15 protein-coding genes and 1 tRNA gene are annotated in these 21268 nt (G+C 49.7%); all 16 read left to right on the top strand.

Features of this window, described 5'->3' with window-relative positions; translation table 11 throughout:
• Window positions 1-2 precede the first annotated feature (2 nt).
• The 16 genes from FP827_07940 (at window position 3) to FP827_07865 (ending at window position 21262) form a co-directional block, all read left to right on the top strand.
• Window positions 3-569, top strand: a complete 567-nt coding sequence (locus FP827_07940) for a MotA/TolQ/ExbB proton channel family protein (protein ID MBA3052993.1) — start codon at window positions 3-5, stop codon at window positions 567-569.
• Complete coding sequence (locus FP827_07935; GenBank protein ID MBA3052992.1) at window positions 566-964, top strand: biopolymer transporter ExbD; 399 nt, start codon at window positions 566-568, stop codon at window positions 962-964. The genes FP827_07940 and FP827_07935 overlap by 4 nt, the downstream gene beginning before the upstream one ends.
• Before the next feature lie 2 nt (window positions 965-966).
• A complete protein-coding gene (locus FP827_07930) occupies window positions 967-1659 on the top strand; it encodes a TonB family protein (protein MBA3052991.1) in 693 nt (230 codons plus the stop codon).
• 65 nt (window positions 1660-1724) lie between these two features.
• Window positions 1725-2981 (top strand): nucleotide sugar dehydrogenase, encoded by a 1257-nt coding sequence (locus tag FP827_07925; protein ID MBA3052990.1) that lies wholly within the window; start codon window positions 1725-1727, stop codon window positions 2979-2981.
• Window positions 2981-3053 (top strand) — tRNA-Arg (locus FP827_07920). The genes FP827_07925 and FP827_07920 overlap by 1 nt, the downstream gene beginning before the upstream one ends.
• Before the next feature lie 16 nt (window positions 3054-3069).
• Window positions 3070-3978: a GAF domain-containing protein gene (locus FP827_07915; GenBank protein MBA3052989.1), complete on the top strand. Its 909-nt coding sequence runs from the start codon at window positions 3070-3072 to the stop codon at window positions 3976-3978.
• Between the two features lie 52 nt (window positions 3979-4030).
• Complete coding sequence (locus FP827_07910; GenBank protein MBA3052988.1) at window positions 4031-4690, top strand: hypothetical protein; 660 nt, start codon at window positions 4031-4033, stop codon at window positions 4688-4690.
• Window positions 4656-5570 (top strand): DUF58 domain-containing protein, encoded by a 915-nt coding sequence (locus FP827_07905; protein MBA3052987.1) that lies wholly within the window; start codon window positions 4656-4658, stop codon window positions 5568-5570. The genes FP827_07910 and FP827_07905 overlap by 35 nt, the downstream gene beginning before the upstream one ends.
• Window positions 5570-7492 (top strand): hypothetical protein, encoded by a 1923-nt coding sequence (locus tag FP827_07900; protein MBA3052986.1) that lies wholly within the window; start codon window positions 5570-5572, stop codon window positions 7490-7492. The genes FP827_07905 and FP827_07900 overlap by 1 nt, the downstream gene beginning before the upstream one ends.
• 266 nt (window positions 7493-7758) lie before the next feature.
• Window positions 7759-8724: a Gfo/Idh/MocA family oxidoreductase gene (locus FP827_07895; protein ID MBA3052985.1), complete on the top strand. Its 966-nt coding sequence runs from the start codon at window positions 7759-7761 to the stop codon at window positions 8722-8724.
• Window positions 8711-10333, top strand: coding sequence for a diguanylate cyclase (locus FP827_07890; protein ID MBA3052984.1), 1623 nt, complete (start codon window positions 8711-8713; stop codon window positions 10331-10333). The genes FP827_07895 and FP827_07890 overlap by 14 nt, the downstream gene beginning before the upstream one ends.
• 175 nt (window positions 10334-10508) lie before the next feature.
• Entirely contained in the window at window positions 10509-11012 is a 504-nt protein-coding gene (locus tag FP827_07885) for an ORF6N domain-containing protein (protein ID MBA3052983.1), read from the top strand.
• Window positions 10955-11359: a nucleotidyltransferase domain-containing protein gene (locus FP827_07880; protein ID MBA3052982.1), complete on the top strand. Its 405-nt coding sequence runs from the start codon at window positions 10955-10957 to the stop codon at window positions 11357-11359. The genes FP827_07885 and FP827_07880 overlap by 58 nt, the downstream gene beginning before the upstream one ends.
• Window positions 11287-11736, top strand: coding sequence for a HEPN domain-containing protein (locus FP827_07875; protein ID MBA3052981.1), 450 nt, complete (start codon window positions 11287-11289; stop codon window positions 11734-11736). Before FP827_07880 ends, FP827_07875 begins: the two co-directional genes overlap by 73 nt.
• Window positions 11733-20228: a hypothetical protein gene (locus tag FP827_07870; GenBank protein ID MBA3052980.1), complete on the top strand. Its 8496-nt coding sequence runs from the start codon at window positions 11733-11735 to the stop codon at window positions 20226-20228. The genes FP827_07875 and FP827_07870 overlap by 4 nt, the downstream gene beginning before the upstream one ends.
• Window positions 20225-21262 (top strand): hypothetical protein, encoded by a 1038-nt coding sequence (locus tag FP827_07865; protein MBA3052979.1) that lies wholly within the window; start codon window positions 20225-20227, stop codon window positions 21260-21262. The genes FP827_07870 and FP827_07865 overlap by 4 nt, the downstream gene beginning before the upstream one ends.
• Window positions 21263-21268 lie beyond the last annotated feature (6 nt).

The raw sequence follows: 21268 nt of genomic DNA, 5'->3' as shown, positions 1-21268 counted from the left end.
CCGTGGCGGCGATAGCGATCATAATCAACAGATTGAGATTTTACAAGTCATGCCGTATTGACGGCCCGGCGCTCATAAGCGGCGTCCTGAAATATATCAGGGCGGGTTCTCCGGAGAGCGCTGTTTCCCTCTGCGAAGAAAAAGTCGGGCCGCTGGCCGCGGTTATAAAATCCGGGCTTTCCTATTATTCCGAAGGCGCGGATGTCATGGAAGAGGCTTTCCAGTCTCAGGAGCTCAAAGAAATGCCGCGGCTGGAAGCGCATCTTTCCACTCTTTCCACGATAGCCTCCGTTTCAACGCTCGTGGGTTTCACCGGCACTGTCACGGGAATGATAGCGGCCTTTAACAACATCGCTCAGGCGGGAGCGTCCTCTCCCGCGATAGTGGCAAGCGGCATATCCCAGGCGCTCCTGACAACGGCTGCGGGACTTCTGATAGCGGTGCCGACGGTGATATCCGTGAGGTATTTTGAAAACAGGGTGGACGGTTTTGTCAACGAGATAGATTTTGCCACGCATGAGCTCATCAGGGCGTCAAAAGTGAGAAAAACCTCCGGCGGGGCGCAATGAGACGCCGCAAAAAATTCCAGATGCCGGACACCACGCCCATGGCGGATATTGTTTTTCTTCTGCTTATTTTCTTCATGCTATCAAGCGCCTTTATTGTTCAGCCGGGAATACGGCTGCGCCTTCCCAAGGCGGTGTCAACGGAAATAGACCTGGGCCGCTCGGTGATAGTGGATATTTCCGTTTCCGGCTCGCTTTTCGTCAATGACGCGAAGGTGACAATAGAAGAACTGCCTCAGGTGCTGAGCATAGCGCTTGCGGCGGCCAGGGAGAAGATGGCGATAATAAAGGCGGACAGGGATGTGCCGCACGGTATGGTCGTGCGGGTGATGGACATGGCGAAACTTTCGGGCGCCGAAAGGCTGGTTATAGCCACGGAGCCCAAGGGCGGGTTCTGATAATGACGGCGGATCCGGTCAAGGGCGCTGGTATGAAGAGAGATCTCGTCTATTCGCTACTTCTTCACGCCGCTTTTTTTCTTGCGCTGCCGTATCTGGCCATAAAAGCGCCCATGCGTTTTATGGAGGTTTCGCTCAGCGCTGAAATGTCCACCGTGCCTCAGGATCTGAAGCGTCAGCGGCGCCGGGCGCAAAAGACAGAAAAGCGCGTGCGGACATGGACGCCCGGCGAGGGTGAGCCGGTGCCCGCGGCGAAGATCTCCCCCGAGAAGAATATGTCCATGCCCGCGCCTGAAATCAGGGATGAGTCAAGTCCCGACATATCCGCCTTTGAGGAAGAATCTGATATTGAAACCCCGCTGCCCGATAAAATGCTCCCGTTTTTTGAGGGAAAAGAGGGTCAGAGTTTCCAGATATCCGGACCCATATCCAACAGGGCGGTGCTCAGGAGGATTTATCCCGAATATCCCCGCTCCGCTCAGCTGGCCGGTATTTCAGGCGAGACGACGGTGAAATTCTGGGTGTCCGCCGACGGTATCATTGAACGCGTTATTATTGAGAAGACGAGCGGCTCGGAAGAGCTGGACCGCTCGGCGGTTGATACCGTTAAGAAGTGGCTCTTCGTGCCGCTGGGCGCGGACGAGGCGCAGATAGACCAGTGGGGCATTCTCAATGTCCGCTTCGAACTGAAATAAACATTTTGTCAGTTTTGTAAAAAGTGCTACAATAACCGGAATATAGCCGTAAACGGAGGAATCATATGAAAATAGCTGTTGTGGGACTTGGTTATGTGGGGCTGCCCTTGGCCTGCGCTTTCGCCGAGAAAGGCGCTCATGTATACGGCGTTGATATATCCGGTGAGAAAGTCTCTATGCTGAAAAAGGGCATCAGCTATGTGGGCGATATCAAATCTTCCGAGATAAAAGAGCACAACCGTAAGGGGTTGCTGACGGTGTCTACTGATTTCAGCATCATCAAAGACTGCGGCTGTATAGCGATATGCGTGCCGACGCCTTTGAGAAAAACCCAGGACCCCGATATTTCATATATCATATCATCCTGCGAAAAAATAAAGGATCATATCAAAAAACTCGCCGTCGTCGTGCTGGAGTCCACGACATATCCCGGCACGACAAGAGAAGTCGTCTGCGGCATCCTTGAGAGAAAAAACTTCAAGGCGGGCAAGGATTTTTTTCTCGCTTTTTCTCCTGAAAGAATAGACCCGTCCAACAAAAAGTGGAATGTGAAAAACACGCCCAAGGTCATCGGAGGGATAAACAAAGCGTCTCTTGACAAGGCCGTTTCCTATTACAGCCTCGCGATCGAGCACATTGTGAGGGCATCGTCGCTTGAAGCCGCCGAAATGGTGAAACTCCTGGAGAACACTTTCAGGGCAGTCAACATAGGGCTCATAAACGAGATGGCGCAGATATCGGACCGCCTCGGCCTTGACGTGTGGGAGATCGTGGATATGGCCAAGACCAAGCCCTACGGTTTTATGCCTTTTTATCCCGGGCCGGGACTGGGAGGGCACTGCATACCCATAGACCCTCTTTATCTTTCGTGGAAGATGAAATCTTTGAATTTTTATACGAGGTTCATAGATCTCGCTTCGGAGATCAACGGAGCCATGCCTCATTTCACCGTGATGAAGCTCGCGATGATACTCAACGGATTCTCAAGATCCGTGAAAGGCAGTAAAATAATCATCCTCGGCGCCGCGTATAAAAAAGACGTGTCCGACACGAGAGAATCGCCATCGCTGGAATTGATAAGCGAGCTTGATGAGATGGGCGCGAATGTCGTGTGGTACGACGATCTTATAACCTACGGGGATGTGCCCGGGAAGAGAATTAAAAAACTTTCCGCCGATATCCTTAAAAAAGCGGACATGGTTGTCATAGCCTGCGACCACAGCCATTTTGATTATGATCTCATACTCAAAAATTCAAAGCGGATTTTTGACCTGCGCAACACTTTTTCCGGCAGGAAGAGCGCGAAGATATTTAAATTATAGCCCCTGTAGCTCAGTGGATAGAGCAGTAGTTTCCTAAACTACGTGCCGGGTGTTCGATTCGCCCCAGGGGCATAAGATTTGGTGATCAATGAAGATTGGGAGGAATAATATTATGGCGGAAAATGATCTTCAGAAACATTTGAGAGCGCTTGACGAGATGTGCTCCCGTATAAGTTTTTCCCTGAAGGAAAACGAAGTCTTTTCGCAGATTTTGAAGCGCTCATGCGAAATATTAGGCGCGGAGGGGATGTCGGTGCTTTTAGTCTCGGCGGATAATGATTATCTGAAATTCTACGCGGTTGAGGGCACGGCAAAGGAAGTCCTGCGGAAACTCAAAGTTATACCCGTGAACGAGGGGATAGCCGGCTGGGTTTTTTCCACCGGCAAAGCCGTATTGCTGAATGACCCTTATTCCCACCCCAAATTTTTGCATGCCGTGGACAGAAAGACCGGTTACCAGACGAGAAATATCATCTGCGTTCCGCTGATATCGCGGATGAAAACCATCGGCGTGCTTGAAATCGTCAACAAAAGATCCGGCAATTTCAGCCAGGACGACATGTATTTCACGCAGGCACTGGCCGGAATAATATCCATCGTGATAAGGAACATCGCTCTTTTTACGGAACTCACCAACAAAAACAATATGATAAAAAGCGTGCTCAACGGCATACCCGGAGGTTTCATATCAATCAACAAGGCCGGAAAAATACTTGAATTCAATACCGCTGCCGCTCAAATACTGGGTTTTGTTTCAAGCGTGCAGGATATGCGGGTTGAGGATACCTTCAAAATGCAGTCCGAACTGGTCGGTGTGCTGAAAGAGGTGATGACGACGGGCAAAACCGGCAACCGCCTTATACTCAACACAAGGAAAAACACGGGTGAAAAGCTCATAGTGGGTTACGGCACGATATTGATGAAAAGCGACGGCGGCAAAGTTCTGGGCAGCGGAATAATATTCCAGGACCTGACAAAAATCCAGGGCCTGCCATAAAGGGAAAAAGGGGACGTCCTTAATAAAATAGGCGGGGTAAAGAGAGGTTAAAATGGCAAGACAGTGGGTAAAAAAAGAGGTGAGGCGCGATCCTCTGGTTTCTTTCGCGACGGCAGCGGAAAGTTTTGTGAAAGAGAAGCCGCAGAAAGCGCTTTCTTTCGCGCTCGGGTTCATCGCGGTGCTTATACTTGGGGGGCTTTTGCTTTCCGCGCACCTGAAAAACAGGGACGCGTCTTATTCCGCTCTCCTGAGGGCAGGAACGAATATCTACTCCAATCCCGATTTCGCTCTCGGCCTGTGCGATAAGATAATATCGGAGCAACAGCATTCCGCGAAAACGCACGCGCTCGCGCGCTACATCAAGGGCGACGCCCTGTTTATTAAAGAGGATTATGAGGGCGCGTTCAAGATTTATTCCGAAGCCCGTCCCGTTGCGGCAAAAGAAATAATGCCAAATATCATCTACGCTCAGGGGAAAGCGAAAGAGTCACTCAGCCAATTTAACGAGGCGATGTCTTTTTATCAGGAATTTATTGAGCTTCACGACAGGCATCATCTCGCTCTGGAAGTGTATCTTTCAATGGCGCGGATCTTCACCGTTACCGGCAAGCCTGACCAGGCGGCCGCCTACATAGAGGTTATCAAAGGAAGAGCGCAGGGAACTAAATGGGCACAATATGCCGAAAACCTCCTCCCCAAAGCTGAAAAGTAAATTCCTGCGGCCCGAAATAATCGCGAAGATCTCCAGAATGAACTTCGCCGGCAGAAAAATAAGCGAAGGCACCGTTGCCGGCAGCCATTCATCCCCCTTCAGAGGATGTTCATCCGAATTCTCATCTTTCAGGCCTTACGCGCAGGGTGACGACACAAGGCATCTTGACTGGAAAGTCTACGCCCGCTGCGAAAGATTTTATGTCAGGCAGTTTGAACAGGAAACAAACATGCGTTCCTGCCTGATATTGGACAGGTCGGAATCAATGAATTTCGCTTCCGGCGCTATGAGTAAATATGATTATGCCCGCATCATAGCCAGCACGCTGGCTTACCTTATAACAAAGCGGGGCGACAGCATGGCCTTTTCGGCGGTTTCGACCGGCGTGGACGAGTATTTCCCCCCGTCGCGCTCCGCGGGAAATCTGGTCAGTGTCTTAAACGCCATCGCTTCTATAGAGCCGTCGGGAGGAACGGCGGTGGCTTCCGCTATGGATCTTCTCGGAGCTAAAATAAAAAGAAAAACGCTTGTTATCCTCATATCGGATATGCTCACAGACAGCGACGGGATCATCAGGAGTATCAGGACTTTCATAAAACAGAAGCACAATTTCATGGTGCTCCATGTGACAGACCCCGCCGAGCGCGAGCTGCCCGCCGGCGGAAAATTCACTTTTGTGGACAGCGAAACGCGCGAACGCGTCACGATAAATTCCCTCCGTTCAGCCGCGTCTTACCGCCGCCAGTTCAGCGATTTTGTATCGGGGATTGAAAATTCCCTGAAAAATTGCGGCTGCGGATATTTCAGATTCACTGTCTCATCGCGTCCCGAGGATGAGATCCCCGAAGGGCTCTTTAAGGCGGGTTTCTCTTTTATCTGATGCTGAGATTTTTACGGAGCGAGTTTTTATATTATCTTCCGCTGGCGGCGCTCCCCGCGCTGATACATCTTCTGAGCAGAAAAAAAGCGGTGATATATGTTTTTCCGTCAATCCGCCTGCTCAAGAAAGACGCCCTGAGTAAAACCACCGATTTCAATCTTATGAGCATCCTCCTGCTCCTGATAAGGACGGCGGCTCTGTTTTTCCTTGTCATGTATTTCGCGGGGCCGTCTTTTGTGCTCGGAAAAAAAGAGGCCGCGTCGCCGGGTGCGGCGGCCGTTTTCGCTGATCATTCCTATTCTATGAACAGGGCGCATAGAGGTTCCACCCTGTGGGAAGACGCTTGCCGCACGGCAGGGGAGATCGTCAGAGCCCTCGGGGAAGAGAACCCTTCGGTTTTTGTGTTCAATAAAGGTTTTTCTTTTGAGGGCAGGGGCGAGGAAGGCGCCGCCGCACTTTTCGCGAAAAAAAAACCGGCAGCCGTTTCAGAGAGTTTTTCAGATGGCCTCTCAAAATTTTTAGAGCAGAACAGGACCATAAAACGGGTATTTGTTATATCGGATTTTTCGCCGGGTTCTTTTAAGGGCGAAACGGCCATTCCCCGCGATGCGCGTCTCCTGTGCCTGCGTGTGGGCGAAACGTCTAAAAACTTTTTTGTACGCTCATGCGGGATCTACGACGAACACATTGTTGTTTTCCCCTCGCTCTTTCCCGGCGGGAAAGAGGAATATGCTCTCAGCGCCTGGAGCGGGACGGAACGGATCAACACCATTCCCGCATCCGGAGTGTCCGCGGCCATAACGGTGCCGGGAGAATATTTATCGGGCAGGGTAGAGCTTGATAACGCTGATGTTCTGACGGATGACAATGTGTTTTTTTATTCCCGCCCGGACAGGGAAAAAACCTCCATCCCCGTCCTGAGAGCCGGTGGAGGGGCGCTCGACAGAGACGGCGCTTACTTTATCAGGAAGATGATAGAGCGTTCTTCGCTTTTCAGCGCCGAGGCGATTTCCGATTCCTCCCTGTTCGGCGAAAAACTAAAAGCGGCCCGCGCCGCGGTTATTACGGCGCCGAACGCTATTTCGTCCGCTTTGTCCGGGGCGCTGCGCGCATGGGTCGCCAAAGGCGGGCTGCTCATACTGTTCCCGGACGATGACAGTTCCGCGCAGGTGTTGAACAGTCAGCTTGCGGATCTTCTCCCCGGCCGTATATATCCCGTAAAGGAGCAGGCGATAGAGGGGGGTATTTCACTTGATGTGCCCTGGGCCGGCGATGATTTCGGCGAGGAGCATTACGGTAAACTCAGTGTTTTAAAATTTTTTCCCGTCAGATGCAGGGAAGACGCGCTCGAGCTCATAAAAGCCGGAGGCGAAACTCTTTCTTCCGCTGTGCGTTTCGGTGAGGGCGCCGTGATGCTTTTTTCGATGCCGGCGGATATGACTTTTTCCAATCTTCCCGTTGTGGCGGGTTTCCCCCCGTTCTTTTTAAGGTCTCTTGAGTATTTTGTTTACGAGAGAAAAGAGTTCCGGCGCAATTATTTTGTGGGCGAGAGGATATCTCTTCCCGCGGGGGCCTCACTGAGTTTCGGAGGCATTGAGGTTGAAGTCAAAGCCGGGCCTGACGGCTTGGGGCTCAGCGTTCCCGTTGAGGATCCGGGCCTTTATGATGTGTCGGGTAAAGGCGTCTCCGGCCGCATAGCGGTTAATCTCGGTCGCGGCGAGGAAAACGATCTTTCCGTCATGACGAGCGCTGAAATAAAAAAACTTTTTCAGGGGTCTGATGTTTTTGACATAAAGAACCCTGAAGCGGAGATCGCCCATATACTGCGGGGCAAAAACCTGTCGGATATGGCCTTGCTGCTTTTCATAATGCTCCTCTGCGCGGAAATAGCGCTGGCCTACAAACTCAATCATTCGGCATAGCGATTTTTCGCTGCTGCCATATAAGGCGAAGTTTCGCATTTCCCCGAAAAGAGCTTTTTCGCTAGACGGAAAATTTTTAACGGATAAATAATCTAAAATTCCGCAACTCGCCCCTGCTTAACGCAGAGTCTCAGACACGCGAAATTTCTTAACGATTTTTTCTCCTAAATTTTCCTATATCGCTCTAAAGCTACTTTTCGGGGAATATATAGATTTTTTATGCCGCGGCTTTGCCGCGGGCGGCTTTTTTTGTACAATGCGAAACCATGGGAAACGACAGGGTCATTAAAACCGCGGTTGTCGGCGTGGGCCATCTCGGCCAGCATCACGCCCGGCTTTACTCCTTAATGGAAGGCGTGGAGCTGGTGGGCGTCTCCGACACGGATGAGAAGGCCGGCCGCAAAATAGCCGAAAAATACGGAACGCGTTTTTTCCCGAATCCCGAGGAACTCATAGGAAAAGTGGAAGCCGTCAACATCGCCACTCCCACGGTGCATCATTACGAGGTGGCAAAAAAGTTTCTGGAAAACGGCGTGCACGCGCTCGTGGAAAAACCCATAACCGCCGATCCCGACGAGGCGCTCTCACTGGTGAATATCGCGGATTCCAAAAATGTGATACTGCAGGTCGGGCATGTGGAGCGTTTTAACGGCGCCGTCATAGCCGCGCGGGAATATATCAACAACCCGAGATACATAGAGGTTATAAGGATATCGCCCTATCCGCAGAGGTCGCTGGATATAGGTGTTGTGATGGATCTGATGATACACGACATAGACATAATACTCAGCTTTGTCAGGTCAAAAGTGGTGAAGATAGATTCCACCGCGGCCGCTGTGCTGTCAAAAAAAGAGGACATCGCCAATTGCCGCATACAGTTTGAGAACGGTTGTGTGGCCACCGTCACGGCCTCGCGCATATCCTATAAGGCGGAAAGAAAAATAAGGGTTTTTGAGTCGGACAGGTATATTTCGCTGGATTACGGCAAGCAGAAATTCACGGTTTACCGCAAGAAAAAAGATCAGGTTGAGAGCATAAAAGACATCGAGGTGAAGCGCCCCCGCATAAGGAAAACCGAGCCTCTCGCCGAAGAGCTCCGTGATTTTATAACTTGCGTGAGAGAAGGGAGATCACCCCTCGTGTCGGGCCGTCACGGGCTCAACGCCCTCCGTCTGGTTCTGCGCATAATGGACAATATTAAAAATACCGCCGAGGCTAATGAAAAAAAATAAGGCGATCTTTAACGAATCTCTTTTTGAGACGATTTATAATTCTTCCGGCTGTGCCCTCATCATTCTCTCTGCGGACGGCCGGTTTATAAGCGGCAACAGAGAGGCGCTTAAAATGTTCGGCTGCGGGAGCCTCAAAAAATTCACGAACTGTTCTTTCTATGATCTGTCGCCAAAAAAACAGCCGGACGGCGCGCTGTCTTCCGAGGCCGCGGATAAATTCATCGCGCAGGCTCTCAAAAACGGAGACTGTACATTTGAGTGGCTGTACAAAAAAATCAGAGGGAAGAAATTCTTCGCCAATGTCATTCTCAACAGGATGAAAGCCGGCGCCGCCGATGTGCTGGTGTCGGCCATTGTGGATATCACGGAGAAAAAGGCCGCGACGGCCAAACTTGAGGCGGTGAACGAGCAGCTGCTCAAAAGCAATCACAGCCTTCAGAGGATGGCGCTGGTGGATTCTCACACGGGCCTTTTCAATCACAGATATATGGCGCAGACCGTTGAATCGGAATTTTTCAGGGCCAAAAGAATCCTTCGCCCGCTGGGTATTTTGATGCTCGATATAGATTATTTCAAATCCATCAATGACGTGTACGGGCATAAATACGGAGATATGATACTCAAGGAATTCGCTGAAGTCCTTCAGGGCGAGGTGCGGAAATATGATGTTGTGGCCAGGTTCGGCGGGGAAGAGTTCGTGATAATCCTTCCCGGCGCCTCGCGCAAAACCGCCTTTTCTCTCGCGCAGAGGATCCTTGGAAAACTGGCCGTTTATTATTTCGGATGGACGGAGCAGAAAATAAAGATCAAGGTGAGCATAGGCGCCGCCGCTTACCCGGAAGACGATGTGTCTAAGGGGATGGCGCTGATAGATCTCGCCGACAGCATAATGATGAAGGCCAAAGAGGACGGCGGTAACAGGGTCTACAGCGCGGCGGAGGCCGAAGACAGGCCGTCCATAATAAAGGAAGCTTCCAGCAAAACGGTTAACATAAAAGATCTTCAGTCGACCATACAGAAATTGAGCAAAAGATCCAGCCAGGGCCTCGTGGAAGCCATATTCGCTTTCGCGAAAACCATAAAATTCAAGGACCTTTACACGGGTGAGCATGTTGAGGAAACCGTTTATTACGCCACTATGATAGCCGGCGCGCTGGAGCTCTCATCCAGAGAAAGAGAAGACCTCAGGCAGGCGGCCATACTCCACGACCTCGGGAAAATAGGGATAAGCGGGAATCTCCTCAAGAAAAAGGGACCCCTGAGCGAGGCGGAATTCAACGAGATAAAAAGACATTCTCAGATAGGCGCCGACATACTAAAGGGTGTGCACGGGCTTAGCGCCATTGTGCCGCTCATCCTGCATCATCATGAGTGGTGGAACGGCAAAGGTTATCCCACAGGATTAAAGGGCACGGACATCCCTATGGGTTCCAGGATCATAGCCGTGGCGGATGTTTATCAGTCTCTTATTTCCGAAAGGTCATACAGCCGCATTTATTCGCCGAAGGCCGCGCTTGAAATGATAAAAAAAGCATCCGGCACGCAATTTGACCCGGAGATCGTGAAAATTTTTGAAAGGCTCATAAAAAAAACCTGGGAAAAAAAATAATCCGCGTCCCTGTGTCCCCCCTATGCGTGAGCTTGCGCTGATCAGCGGATTTTTGTTATAATTCAACAATGCCTATAAAGATATCCAGACCTTTGTTTGCCATTGAAACAGCCAAAAAAGCGGGCAATGCTTTTATTTTTGCCTCTACTGCCTTAATTTCACGGAGGCGTTTTCTATGAGTAATTTAGTGCCGGTTGAAATTATAGCGAAAAAGATTTATCTTATCAGAAGGGAAAAGATTATGCTGGACAGAGACCTTGCGGAATTGTACGGTGTGGAAACAAGAGTATTGAATCAGGCTGTAAGGCGCAACATAAAGAGATTTCCTGGGGATTTTATGTTTTCTCTCACGCGAGATGAAATCAGGAACTTATCACAATTTGTGATAAGTTCCAAAATAAAACACGCTCCCAATGTGTTTGCTTTTACAGAGCAGGGCGTAGCTATGCTTTCAGGCGTGCTTAATAGTGAAAGAGCAATATTGGTAAATATCAGCATAATGCGGGTGTTTTCGAAGTTAAAACAATTGGCCCTCAGTCACAGCGAATTATTGAGAAAGGTAGATGCCCTGGAAAGAAAATACGGTGAGCATGATAAAAAAATAGCGGTTATTTTCCAAGCATTAAAAAAGCTGTTATTGCCGCCGCCTTTGAAACCGAAGGGGAAGATGGGATTTTGAAAAATAAAAAAATATTTAATAAAAAAGAGATTGCCGCTTTGAATGAATTTAAAAATACATTGAACACAAAAGCCGGTAGTGAGGTCAAAAGCGTGACTTTATTCGGCTCAAAAGCAAGGGGCGACTGTAAAAGGGGTTCGGATATAGATATGCTGGCAATTGTAAGAAACAGAAAGAAGGCGGATTTAGCCATTTATGCTATAATTGCTGAAATACTTGAAAAATATTATGTGGATTTATCCGTCGTAACTTACACAGAAGGGGAATTTAAGAATTGCTACAGGAAGGGTTCTCTTTTTTTAAGGGAAATAGAAAGAGAAGGCAAAGCGCTGTGGACACGAAATTAAAAAATCAAAACATCAGCAATTTTTTGAAAAAAGCTGAAAAAAGTTTGTTGGCTTGTAAAGTTTTGTACAAGCAGAAATTTTTTGAGGATTCCCTGTCTAAAGCGTATTATGTTTATTTATATTTCGCAAAAGCTCTGCTGATTTCAAAGGGAATAGTCGTAAAGTCCCATAAAGCGGCGGGAAATCAATTCGCTTTGTATTTTGTTAAAACAGGCATAGTGGATAGAAAATATTCCGGGTATTTCAGCATGCTTTCAAAAAAACGATTGCTGGTTGACTATGAAGAAGTTTTCCTTGTCAACAAAATTCTCGCGGATGAAGCGCTGGAAATAGTGAAGGAATTCAGGAAAGAAGTATATAGAGTTTTAAAAAAATGAAAAAGCAAAATTTAATCAAAACACTGCTGAAAAGAATTGGAACCGTCCCCATTCTTTCACTGCTGCTTTTCTCTGTTCCCGTCTTCGCGGCAAATCTGCTTCCGAATACAGTTGACAACAGATGGCATTACGGTTTTGAAAGCGACGCTCTTCTTGCAGATGACCTCTGCTGGGAAGAAAATGGCGGAGGGGCTACAAATAACACTCTTATTGATGGTAATGAAGTAAATGTCAGGGGCACCCGTTCCTGCAAATTTGATAATCCGACAACTGCTTATACGGGAAGGTATGTTCTTTCTTCAACAGTAACTGTGACCGCCGGGACAGGTTATTATGTCGGGGCTTGGGCTTATGTCAGTCTTGTAGCCGGGGTAATTAGTGAGACTCAGATTCAGCTGGGAATTAGATGGTATGACGCAAGCGACGTTTTATTGTCGTCAGAGCCGGTATCGGGAGACCTTACGCTGTCCACATTTACTGTATGGAATAAGTTGATATTTTCAACTATTACCGCTCCCGCAACCGCTACGCAGGCAAGGTTTTTGATAAGCGGAAAAGAGACAGGCGGGAATGACAACGATATTTATATCGATGATGCGGAATTTATAGAAGCAGTTGTGGCAGATAACATTCCGCCCTGCGGGATAAGTAATCTGACGGCGCTAATGGGTGACGCCGACGGTAAAGTGAACCTTGTCTGGACGGCGCCGGGCGACGACGGGACGAGCGGTGATATTACGAGCGGGTCGCTTACTATTTACGCCGCCACATACACGCTCACGGATACGGCGGCTTTGAGCGCTGTATCGCAGTCGCCTTACACTTTGTACAAGATTGTGAAATCAACGGCTTATACAACGGAGTGGTCGGAACACAGTTATACGATGACAGGGCTTTATCCGGGGACGACGTATTATTTCGCCGTGACGGTGACGGACGACGCTTCCAATACTTCTGTCTGGAATTACGGCGCCTTTAACACGAAAAGCACGGCTCCCGCCTGCGACCTGAAACCGGATATCGTCAGCGCCGTGAACTCAACACCCGCCGATGGACAATTAACTGTTAGCTGGACGGAACCGTCGGCGTTTGATATTGACCATTACATCGTGGAGGTTTCGTCATTCGGGACGTATCCTGTCGGGGATTTCAGCAGTATTATTTTTTCCTCAAATGTGTCTGCCGGATATAGCACATATCCCTCGACGAGTCCGCTGATTAATTTCAACACATATTATTACAGAATCACCACTTATGACTGGGGGGATGATGCCGCGAACGGGCTTTTCAGCACTGTTTTTTCAAGCGCTTACGCTTATGTGAGCGCCTTTCCTTATATAACGCCTCCCGCGATTCCGGGTTCATGGGCTGGCGCGGGGCTGTCATCCACGACGATAAAGTGGACATGGGCTGATGTTGACGGCGAAACGGGCTACAGAATAAAATATGCTACGAATACTTCTTCCATACGCAAGGAGCTTGCCGCCGATGTGCTGGAATGGACGGAAACAAATCTTACAATCAACACTTCTTATTACAGGGTAATTGTTTCAAGCAATTCGGCGGGTGAAAGCGCTCTTTCGTCTGCGGCCACGACATGGACGCTGGCAAATCCGTCAACAGGCACATATTTTTCGGGTGTTTTTCAGTCGAGCGTGACGATAACATGGGCTATAAACAGCAATCCGGGTTATACCAACTACGGCCTTTCGTATTCCACAAAGAATGATTTCAGTTCCAATGTATCAACGCCCGTCGCTTTCGCGAGCGGCCTGACGGCGAACACGACGGCTGTCACGGGTTTGAGCGGAAACACATCTTATTATTTCCGCGTGTGGGCCTATAACGGCGACGAAGTAATGACCGCCTTTGACACGGCGATCACAACACTGACAGCCACGGCTGCTGTGGCAGGAGCGGGTAGCGTTGTAATAAATGAAATAGCATGGATGGGAACTGATACAAATGCTAACGATGAGTGGATTGAACTTTACAATAATACAGCTGGCGCTATTGATCTTACGGGCTGGTATATAATGGATGACGATGTGACCAAGTATGATTTAGCAGGGTCTATTGCGTCGGGCAGCTACTACCTTATAGAAGATCAAGAGTTAGCAACGGATGTAGTGGCGGATATTGTAATAGGCATAGGATTAGTAAATGGCCCCCCCGCAGACAGTCTCAAGCTTTACGATAACACTGATACATTAATAGATTCGGTTGACTGCTCTGCGGTCGCTTGGTTTGCGGGTTCCAACACAGTTCCGAAAAAAACAATGGAAAGGATAGACCCGACGGTTTCCGGAAACAGCGCGGCGAATTGGGCTAATAACGATACCATAACAAAGAATGGTTTGGATTCGGGGGCTGTTGTCATAAACGGCACGCCCCGGTCAGCGAACTCGGTTTATTCCGCTCCCGATACAACTGATCCCGGGCAGGTGACGGATTTGGCGGCGGCGACGGGAACGAACAGCGGCGAAGTGGATCTGACCTGGACCGCGCCGGGCGACGACGGCACTCTTAATAATCTTTCGGGAGGCCATTACCTTATAGCAATGGCGACTTACAGCGTAGCCGCATATACTGAAAATGTCACCTCATGGTGGCAGTCGGCAAATATTATAATACGAAGCACCGGAGCCACGGCGGCTGTGGGTAAACCGGAAACAGCGACGATAACGGGCCTGACGGCGGGAACAACTTATTATTTTTCAATAGAGGCATACGATTCCAGCGGCAATGATTCTGTCTATGGAGCGAAGTCGACCTCAAGCGTAACGCAGGCGAAAGCTTACGCCTCAACCGCCGCTCCCGCCCCGCCCCCGCCGGGCTGGTCGCCTAACACGAGCAGTTTGCTTTATGACCGTAATTACAGTTTTGAAAACGATTTTTCCTCGTGGACTAAAGACGGCACGGCCGGCAGCATTTTAATAGAAAATACTGTTGTACACTCCGGCGCAAAGTCCTGTAAATTTGTTACTCTTGCAAGTGCTTATTCATACAGGGGCATTGTGTCCTCTACACCAAGCGTAATGGCAGGGAATTATTATCTGGCTTCAGCCTGGGCTTATGTTGAACAGATCGCAGGGGCGATAAGCGAAGCTCAATTCCAGATAAATGTGCGCTGGTATGATAACACAGGCGCATTATTGCCGACGGATGCTTCGGGCAATATAACACTCGCGGCTTTCAATACCTGGGAACAGATAAGTTTTGGAGCTACAGCTCCAGCCGGAGCGGTGAGAGTTGCGGTTGAAATTGAAGCGAAGGAATCTGTGGACAATAATAACCACGCATATGTGGATGATGTGGAACTGGTATATGATAATGTGGCTCCCGGGGCGATTACTAATTTGTCGGCACTGACAGGTTCGGGCAACGGTGAGGTGGATCTGACTTGGACAGCTCCGGGAAGCGACGGGACAACTGGCAGTAATACCGGCGGCTTTTACATCATCGGCTGGTCGGTTGATTTTGTCGTTGACGGGGACACGGCAACATGGTGGACGAATACCTCAAATCAGGGATATATTGATTTACAGATGGTTGCTGAAGATCCCGGAGAAACGGTGTCAGCCACTATCGGTTCTTTAACAGCTGGTGTGACTTATTATTTCGCGATAGTCACTTATGATTCGTCATTCAATGTGTCTGAGACAGATACGCTTTCGTTATCGTCAACGACACAGGCGCACGCTACGGCTTTTAAGGCGCCGTCGGATCCTATCCCGCCGGCGGATATAGACGATTTGACGGCTTTGACAGGTTCTGTGATAGGAACGGTTAATCTTGTCTGGACGGCGCCGGGTGACGACGGGGCAGGAGGCGGAACCGCCGATGGTTATCTTGTGAAATATTCACAGAATCAGATCACTTCCGCCAACTTTGATTCCGCGAACATTTATACGTATACGCAGAGCTGGACGCCGATAGTCCCCGGTTCCGTGGAGGGGCTTTCCGGAAGCCGCGTCGTGAGCGGGCTAGCACCCGGGACGACTTGGTATTTCGCGATAAAAGCGAAAGATAACGGCGTTCCGGGCGATCCGATCTGGGGCGGCTGGAATGAGAGCGATTACGCCGACAACAAAAACAGGGCGTATTCCAAGGGATATAATAATCTTCTGAGAATAGCGAACGCCGGATTTGAGCTGAGTCCTGCCCTTGTGGGCTGGAATTCGGCGAGCACAAGCATTACTCAATCGGATTCTTATAAAAAATTCGGCACTTATTCCTGCAAATTTAACGATCCGACAACAGCTTATTCGGGGCGGGAGCTTAATTCTTCGGCCGCTTCCGCAACAGGAGGTTCCACTTACACTGTCGGGGGGTATTTTTATCTTGACAATAACGGCGGCTCGGTGGGAAATACTCAAATACTTATTCATGTGAGCTGGCGGGATAACGCCGGGGTTTTCCTGTCTTCATCCACATCATCGGAAATTACTCTGAGCGCTTTCGGCGCATGGGAACTCAAATATATGGATGTTATCGCGCCCTCAAACGCGGCCAGTGCCGTGTTCTCAATTCAGGTCAAAGAAAGCGTGGGTAACAATAATGACTTATATGCTGACGGCATTGCGGCCTTTGTTGACACCGTGCCTCCCGCGGCAATAACCGACTTGAGCGCGGCTGCCGGAAGCAATCCGGGCGAGATAATCCTGAGCTGGACGGCTCCGGGCGATGATGGTACTTTGTATGATAATATAACGGGCGCGAGCTATGAAGTGATCTTTGCCACGGTTCCTGTCACGACCGGCGCGGCCGAATGGTGGCTGTTATCAACCGTGTATGACCAGATGCCGGAATACTGGACGGTATCGCCGGTGGGCGCCACGCAGCAAAAAACACTGAATCTGCGGCCGGGCGTCACTTACTGGTTCGCGCTGAAGACCATAGACGCCAGCGGAAATATGTCGGCAATAGATGAAAATTGCGCGGGACAGATCGCATCCGGCACGCAGGCTTTCGCCAGAGCGAAAGAGGGTTTTGTCGGTTCCCTCGTCAGGATAAACGAGGTGGCCCCGTCCGAATCATCTGATAATGACTGGATAGAGTTTTACAACTCTTCGAGCACCGTGAATATCAAAACATGGAAAGTGTATATAAACAATTCTCTCTTTAAAACTTTTCCCGATTTTACTTTTCAAAGCAGGACTTATATTGTTCTTCACTTCAATTCTTCTTTGGCCGACGAAGACGATGTCAGCGGAGACATAAACGGTAACGGTTATCGCGATTTTTACGCCGATGTGGGGGGGATTCCTTCCGGTCCGACTTCTCCCGCGGACATTATGATAACTCTGAGGAATCCTTTCGCGGCCGAAACTATTATTGACGCCGTGTGCGTCGCCGATAAAGAAGGCAGTACTAATGAATGGGTGGGCGATCTTGTGGGTTATCCCGGAAAATCCGAATACGCTTTCAAACTTTCGCCCGCCAAAAACGGCCGGCTGGAATACAATACGGCGGTTTTATCGGGCCAGTGGTTCGGCGTGGAGGCCGACGGCAAGAATGACAGCGCGGTTGAGGATTACTGCGTTTCGTGGAAATTCGGCATAAAGGGCTATTCAATCGCCAGGGACGGTAATTCCACCGACGGCACGAATCCTTCCAGAAATGAGTGGTCCATTGCCGAAGCTCAAACGCAGGGCAGCGCTAATTTCCTGACCGCGGCGATAGATGTGACCGCGCCCGGCCAGATAGCAGATCTTTTCGTCACGCCCGGACCGTACAGAGGAAGTCTGAGAATAATTTTTTCAAATGTAGGCGACGACGGTTTGGCCGGAGGCGAGGTTAGTTCCTACGACGCGAGGTACAGCGAATATCCTATCGTCACGGAATCGGATTTCAAGGCGGCAACGCTCATTACTTACGCTTCTAAGGAAAACGCGAAAGACAGAATGAGGCTGGAATTCGACAAAGAATCCACAGCGGACATTTTCTGGATTCCGGGGTCAACAAGCACGCAGCAGGATCACATCATAGGAGAGTTTAAACCGGGCGAGAAATATTACATAGCGGTAAGGGCGGAGGATGAACAGGGCAATAAGGGGCCTCTTTCAACAGGTGGGCAGACTGGCGCGGTTGCCACGGATATAACAGGTTCGCCTGTTGTTATTAACGAAATTTCGCCGATAAACGCGGAGGGCAAGGATTGGATTGAGTTTTACAATGCCAGCGGCGGCACTGTGAATTTGAGCGGCTGGATAGTCTATCTGCACTACTTAAAATCATCGGGACAGGATTATTTCAAGCCGATAAAAATAATTCCGACAACATACTATTTTCTGCCGCCTGATTCCTATGTGGTTATGAATTTCGGCTCAAGCGGCACGGATGAAACGCCGCCGGCTGATACCAACGGCAACGGTTATTACGATCTCTATCTTGATTACGCGCAGTTTAACGATGCCGAAGGGGCTGTTATTCTTGCCGATAGCGATAGAAATGTCGTTGACGCCGTTCTTTATTCCGATAGAGCGGTGTCGCTTAGTCCGGAAAGCTGGGACGACACTTATGTGGAATGCTACTGGGCTCATCAGTGGTCGCCCATTTCGGAGCCCGCTAATCACCCTTCGGCTTTGTCTTACATTGCCAACACCAATATGGTTGACTGGTCGCAGGGCGCTGTCGGTTATTCTCTGGCGCGGGATGAAAATTCGTATGACAGCGATAATACGGGAAATGCCATAGATGACTGGCGTTTTTCAAGGCCGACAAAAGGAATACGGAACGACTCCACATCCCCCGCCGCTGTCGCTGATTTGAACGCTGTGAATTTGGGTTCTCCTTTTGACAAAGATGAGGAAGGCAATGTCCTTCTCACATGGACCGCTCCCGGCGACGACGGCACAATAGGGAACATAATAGACGGTTTATTCCGGATAAGATATTCATCTGTTACCTCGGTGTGGGCTTCAATGGAGTATGAATATTACGCGTCCACGAGTATCGCGCCGGGCACTTTGTGCTCACATAAATTAATGGGGCTTTATCCGGGTGAACTTTATTATTTTCTTTTGAAAACGGAGGATGAGGCGGGAAATCCCTCAGCCGAAAGCAATTTAGAAACTTTGACTGTTATAGATGTTGTTCCGGACGCGCCGGTCGCGGCCGATATTGCATGGATCAGAACATCTTCCACAACGGCGACGATTTTCTGGCTTGCGGGACCGCTGGATATTGATTATTATAATGTCAGCCGGAGGGTGGGCGACATTGGCGCGTTTGTCGCTCTCGGCAGCACGACAAGTTTGTCCTGGACAAGCAATGATTTGACAGAGGGAACCACATATTACTACAGAGTGTGGGCGGTTGATAAAGCGGCCAACACAAGTGCGGATTACTGTCAAATAACAGTTCTTAACTATGCAATCCCCGTTATTGTGTCGCCCGTTCCCTTTCCGCGTGAAATTTGCATGATCGGAAATGATATGAGCTTTTCTTTTGAACTCAACGCCGCGCAGTCAGTGGATACACTGGAAGTTGAGTATTTCAGGACAGGAGTCGCCCGGGCAACGGCGATATTAACAAATTCCGATTTTACAGTGGGATGGACAGCTACTCCTAAAAGCGCGGATGTCACAATCCCGGTATCCTTTATAGGCAGCTCAAATTTCTATTATCAGATAAAATACGAGGGCAGCGGTAGAAAATTTGAAACGGAAAATATCCAGGTTTCAGTAAGCCGGAGCAGTTCCACGGAATGGGATCAGGGTTCTACATTTGCCCTGCCGGACGGCAATGATTTGGACGGAGCGGTGAGCATATACATGGGAGCCGTTGACGGGACAACGCCGTCCGGTTTGAAAATAACCCAGACGGTTATTCCCCTCGCTGCCGCGGCGTCGTATTCTTTCCCGAAGGGTTTGGATGATGAGAGGGTGGATGTTTCCATAAACGGCGGGATGCCGGTTATCTGCTGGGACATAGACGCCAAGGACGCTTCCGGTTATGACATGGATGTGGCATTCGCGAATCCTGTTTCAATAACGCTGCTTTATCTTGACCTGAACAATGACGGAGCGGTGGATCTTGAGAATGGAACCCTTGCTGGCGTGGCGGAGGCGAGGCTTAAAGCTTATTTCCTTGACGAGAGAAACCATGTGTGGCGTTTTATAGGCGGTGATATGGATACTTCCGCTAACACTTTGACTTTCAAATTTCCGCACTTGTCGAGGTTTGCTCTTTTTGCGACAAAAGCTGACGGCATAAAACCCGTTCAGAGATTTCTGACTGCCAGAATTCCTGGCGGAATTAATTTTGATGAGGCGGTGAGAGTGAAAATATATGACCCGAGGGGAAGAGAAGTTGTCACTTTGACAACAAGCGCTCCGGCGACATCCCCCATAGTGTGGTACGGCGCGGACAGGGAAACATCCGCAGCGGTGCCGGCCTCGCAGATGGTTGAGAGCGGCGCTTATATTTATGAGTCATTCGGCGCCGGCGGAGCGAAAGCGACCGGCGTGATAATCGTGGTAAAATGATGAATAGCAAAATAACAAACAGGAACAGCGCTTCTGCGGCAGGATTGATTTTAGTCATCGCTGTCTGCTGTCTGTCAGTTTTGACATCGCGTTCTTTCGCGGCGTTTTTTGACACGGGCCTGTCGGCGCGCGGCGCGGCGATGGGCGGGGCATATTCCACGATGTACGGCAGCCCCGACCTCATATTCTATAATCCCGCGGGTTTGAAAAATATAAGCAATCCGGAGTTGTCGGTTTATTACCACAACCCTTTCTCGGGCCTGCTGAATGTGGATTTCAACACGACGGCGCTTTCTTTCGCGATCCCCGTTTATACGAAAGGCGTTTTCGGGATCAGCTACACCCAGTTCGCGGCTGGAGACAGCAAAGATAAGCTCTATCAGGAAACATCTCTCTCCGCGGCTCTGTCATACAGGGTGTCGGAGCGTTTTCAGACGGGCGTCACTCTCAAACAGCTCTCTCACGAATATTTCCCCGACGACAGGACGATGTCGCTGGGAGACAAGACTTTTGATTCCGCGTGGGGCGCTTCGGCTCTCACCGCGGACATAGGAATGAGGGCCGCTCTCTCGCGGACGCTCAACGCCGCGATCACTTATCAGAACATGCTGCCGGCGGATATAGGGATATATGATAAGGACGAGGTGCCGTCCATTATGCGTTTCGCGGGGGATTTTACAAACGGAAAATTCACTCTTGCCGTCGCTCAGGATATACGGGCTCAGGACTGGGGGGATAAGACAACGACCTGTGTCGGCTCTGAATGGAGGATTTCCCAGAAGCTGGCGATGAGAGCCGGTTATAATAACGACGAAATTTCTTTCGGGTTCGGTATCAATATGAAGGTTTTCGGTGAGGACAATCTCGCGTTTAATTACGCTTACAGCGTGCCGTCGGGAATAAGTTCCGTTGTGTCGCACCGTCTTGAGCTGAAGCTCAGGCGCGGAGAAAAGGTTATTCGCGAAAAGCCGCAGAAAGCCGAGAAAAAAGAGATTCTTTGGGAAGACAAAGGCGAAGAGATAGATTTGGAGTGAGATAAG

The sequence above is a fragment of the Candidatus Omnitrophota bacterium genome, assembly GCA_013791745.1.
GTDB lineage: Bacteria > CG03 > CG03 > CG03 > CG03 > CG03.
Note: the sequence above shows the minus strand (reverse complement) of the source record. Positions and strands in the feature narration are given on the sequence as shown.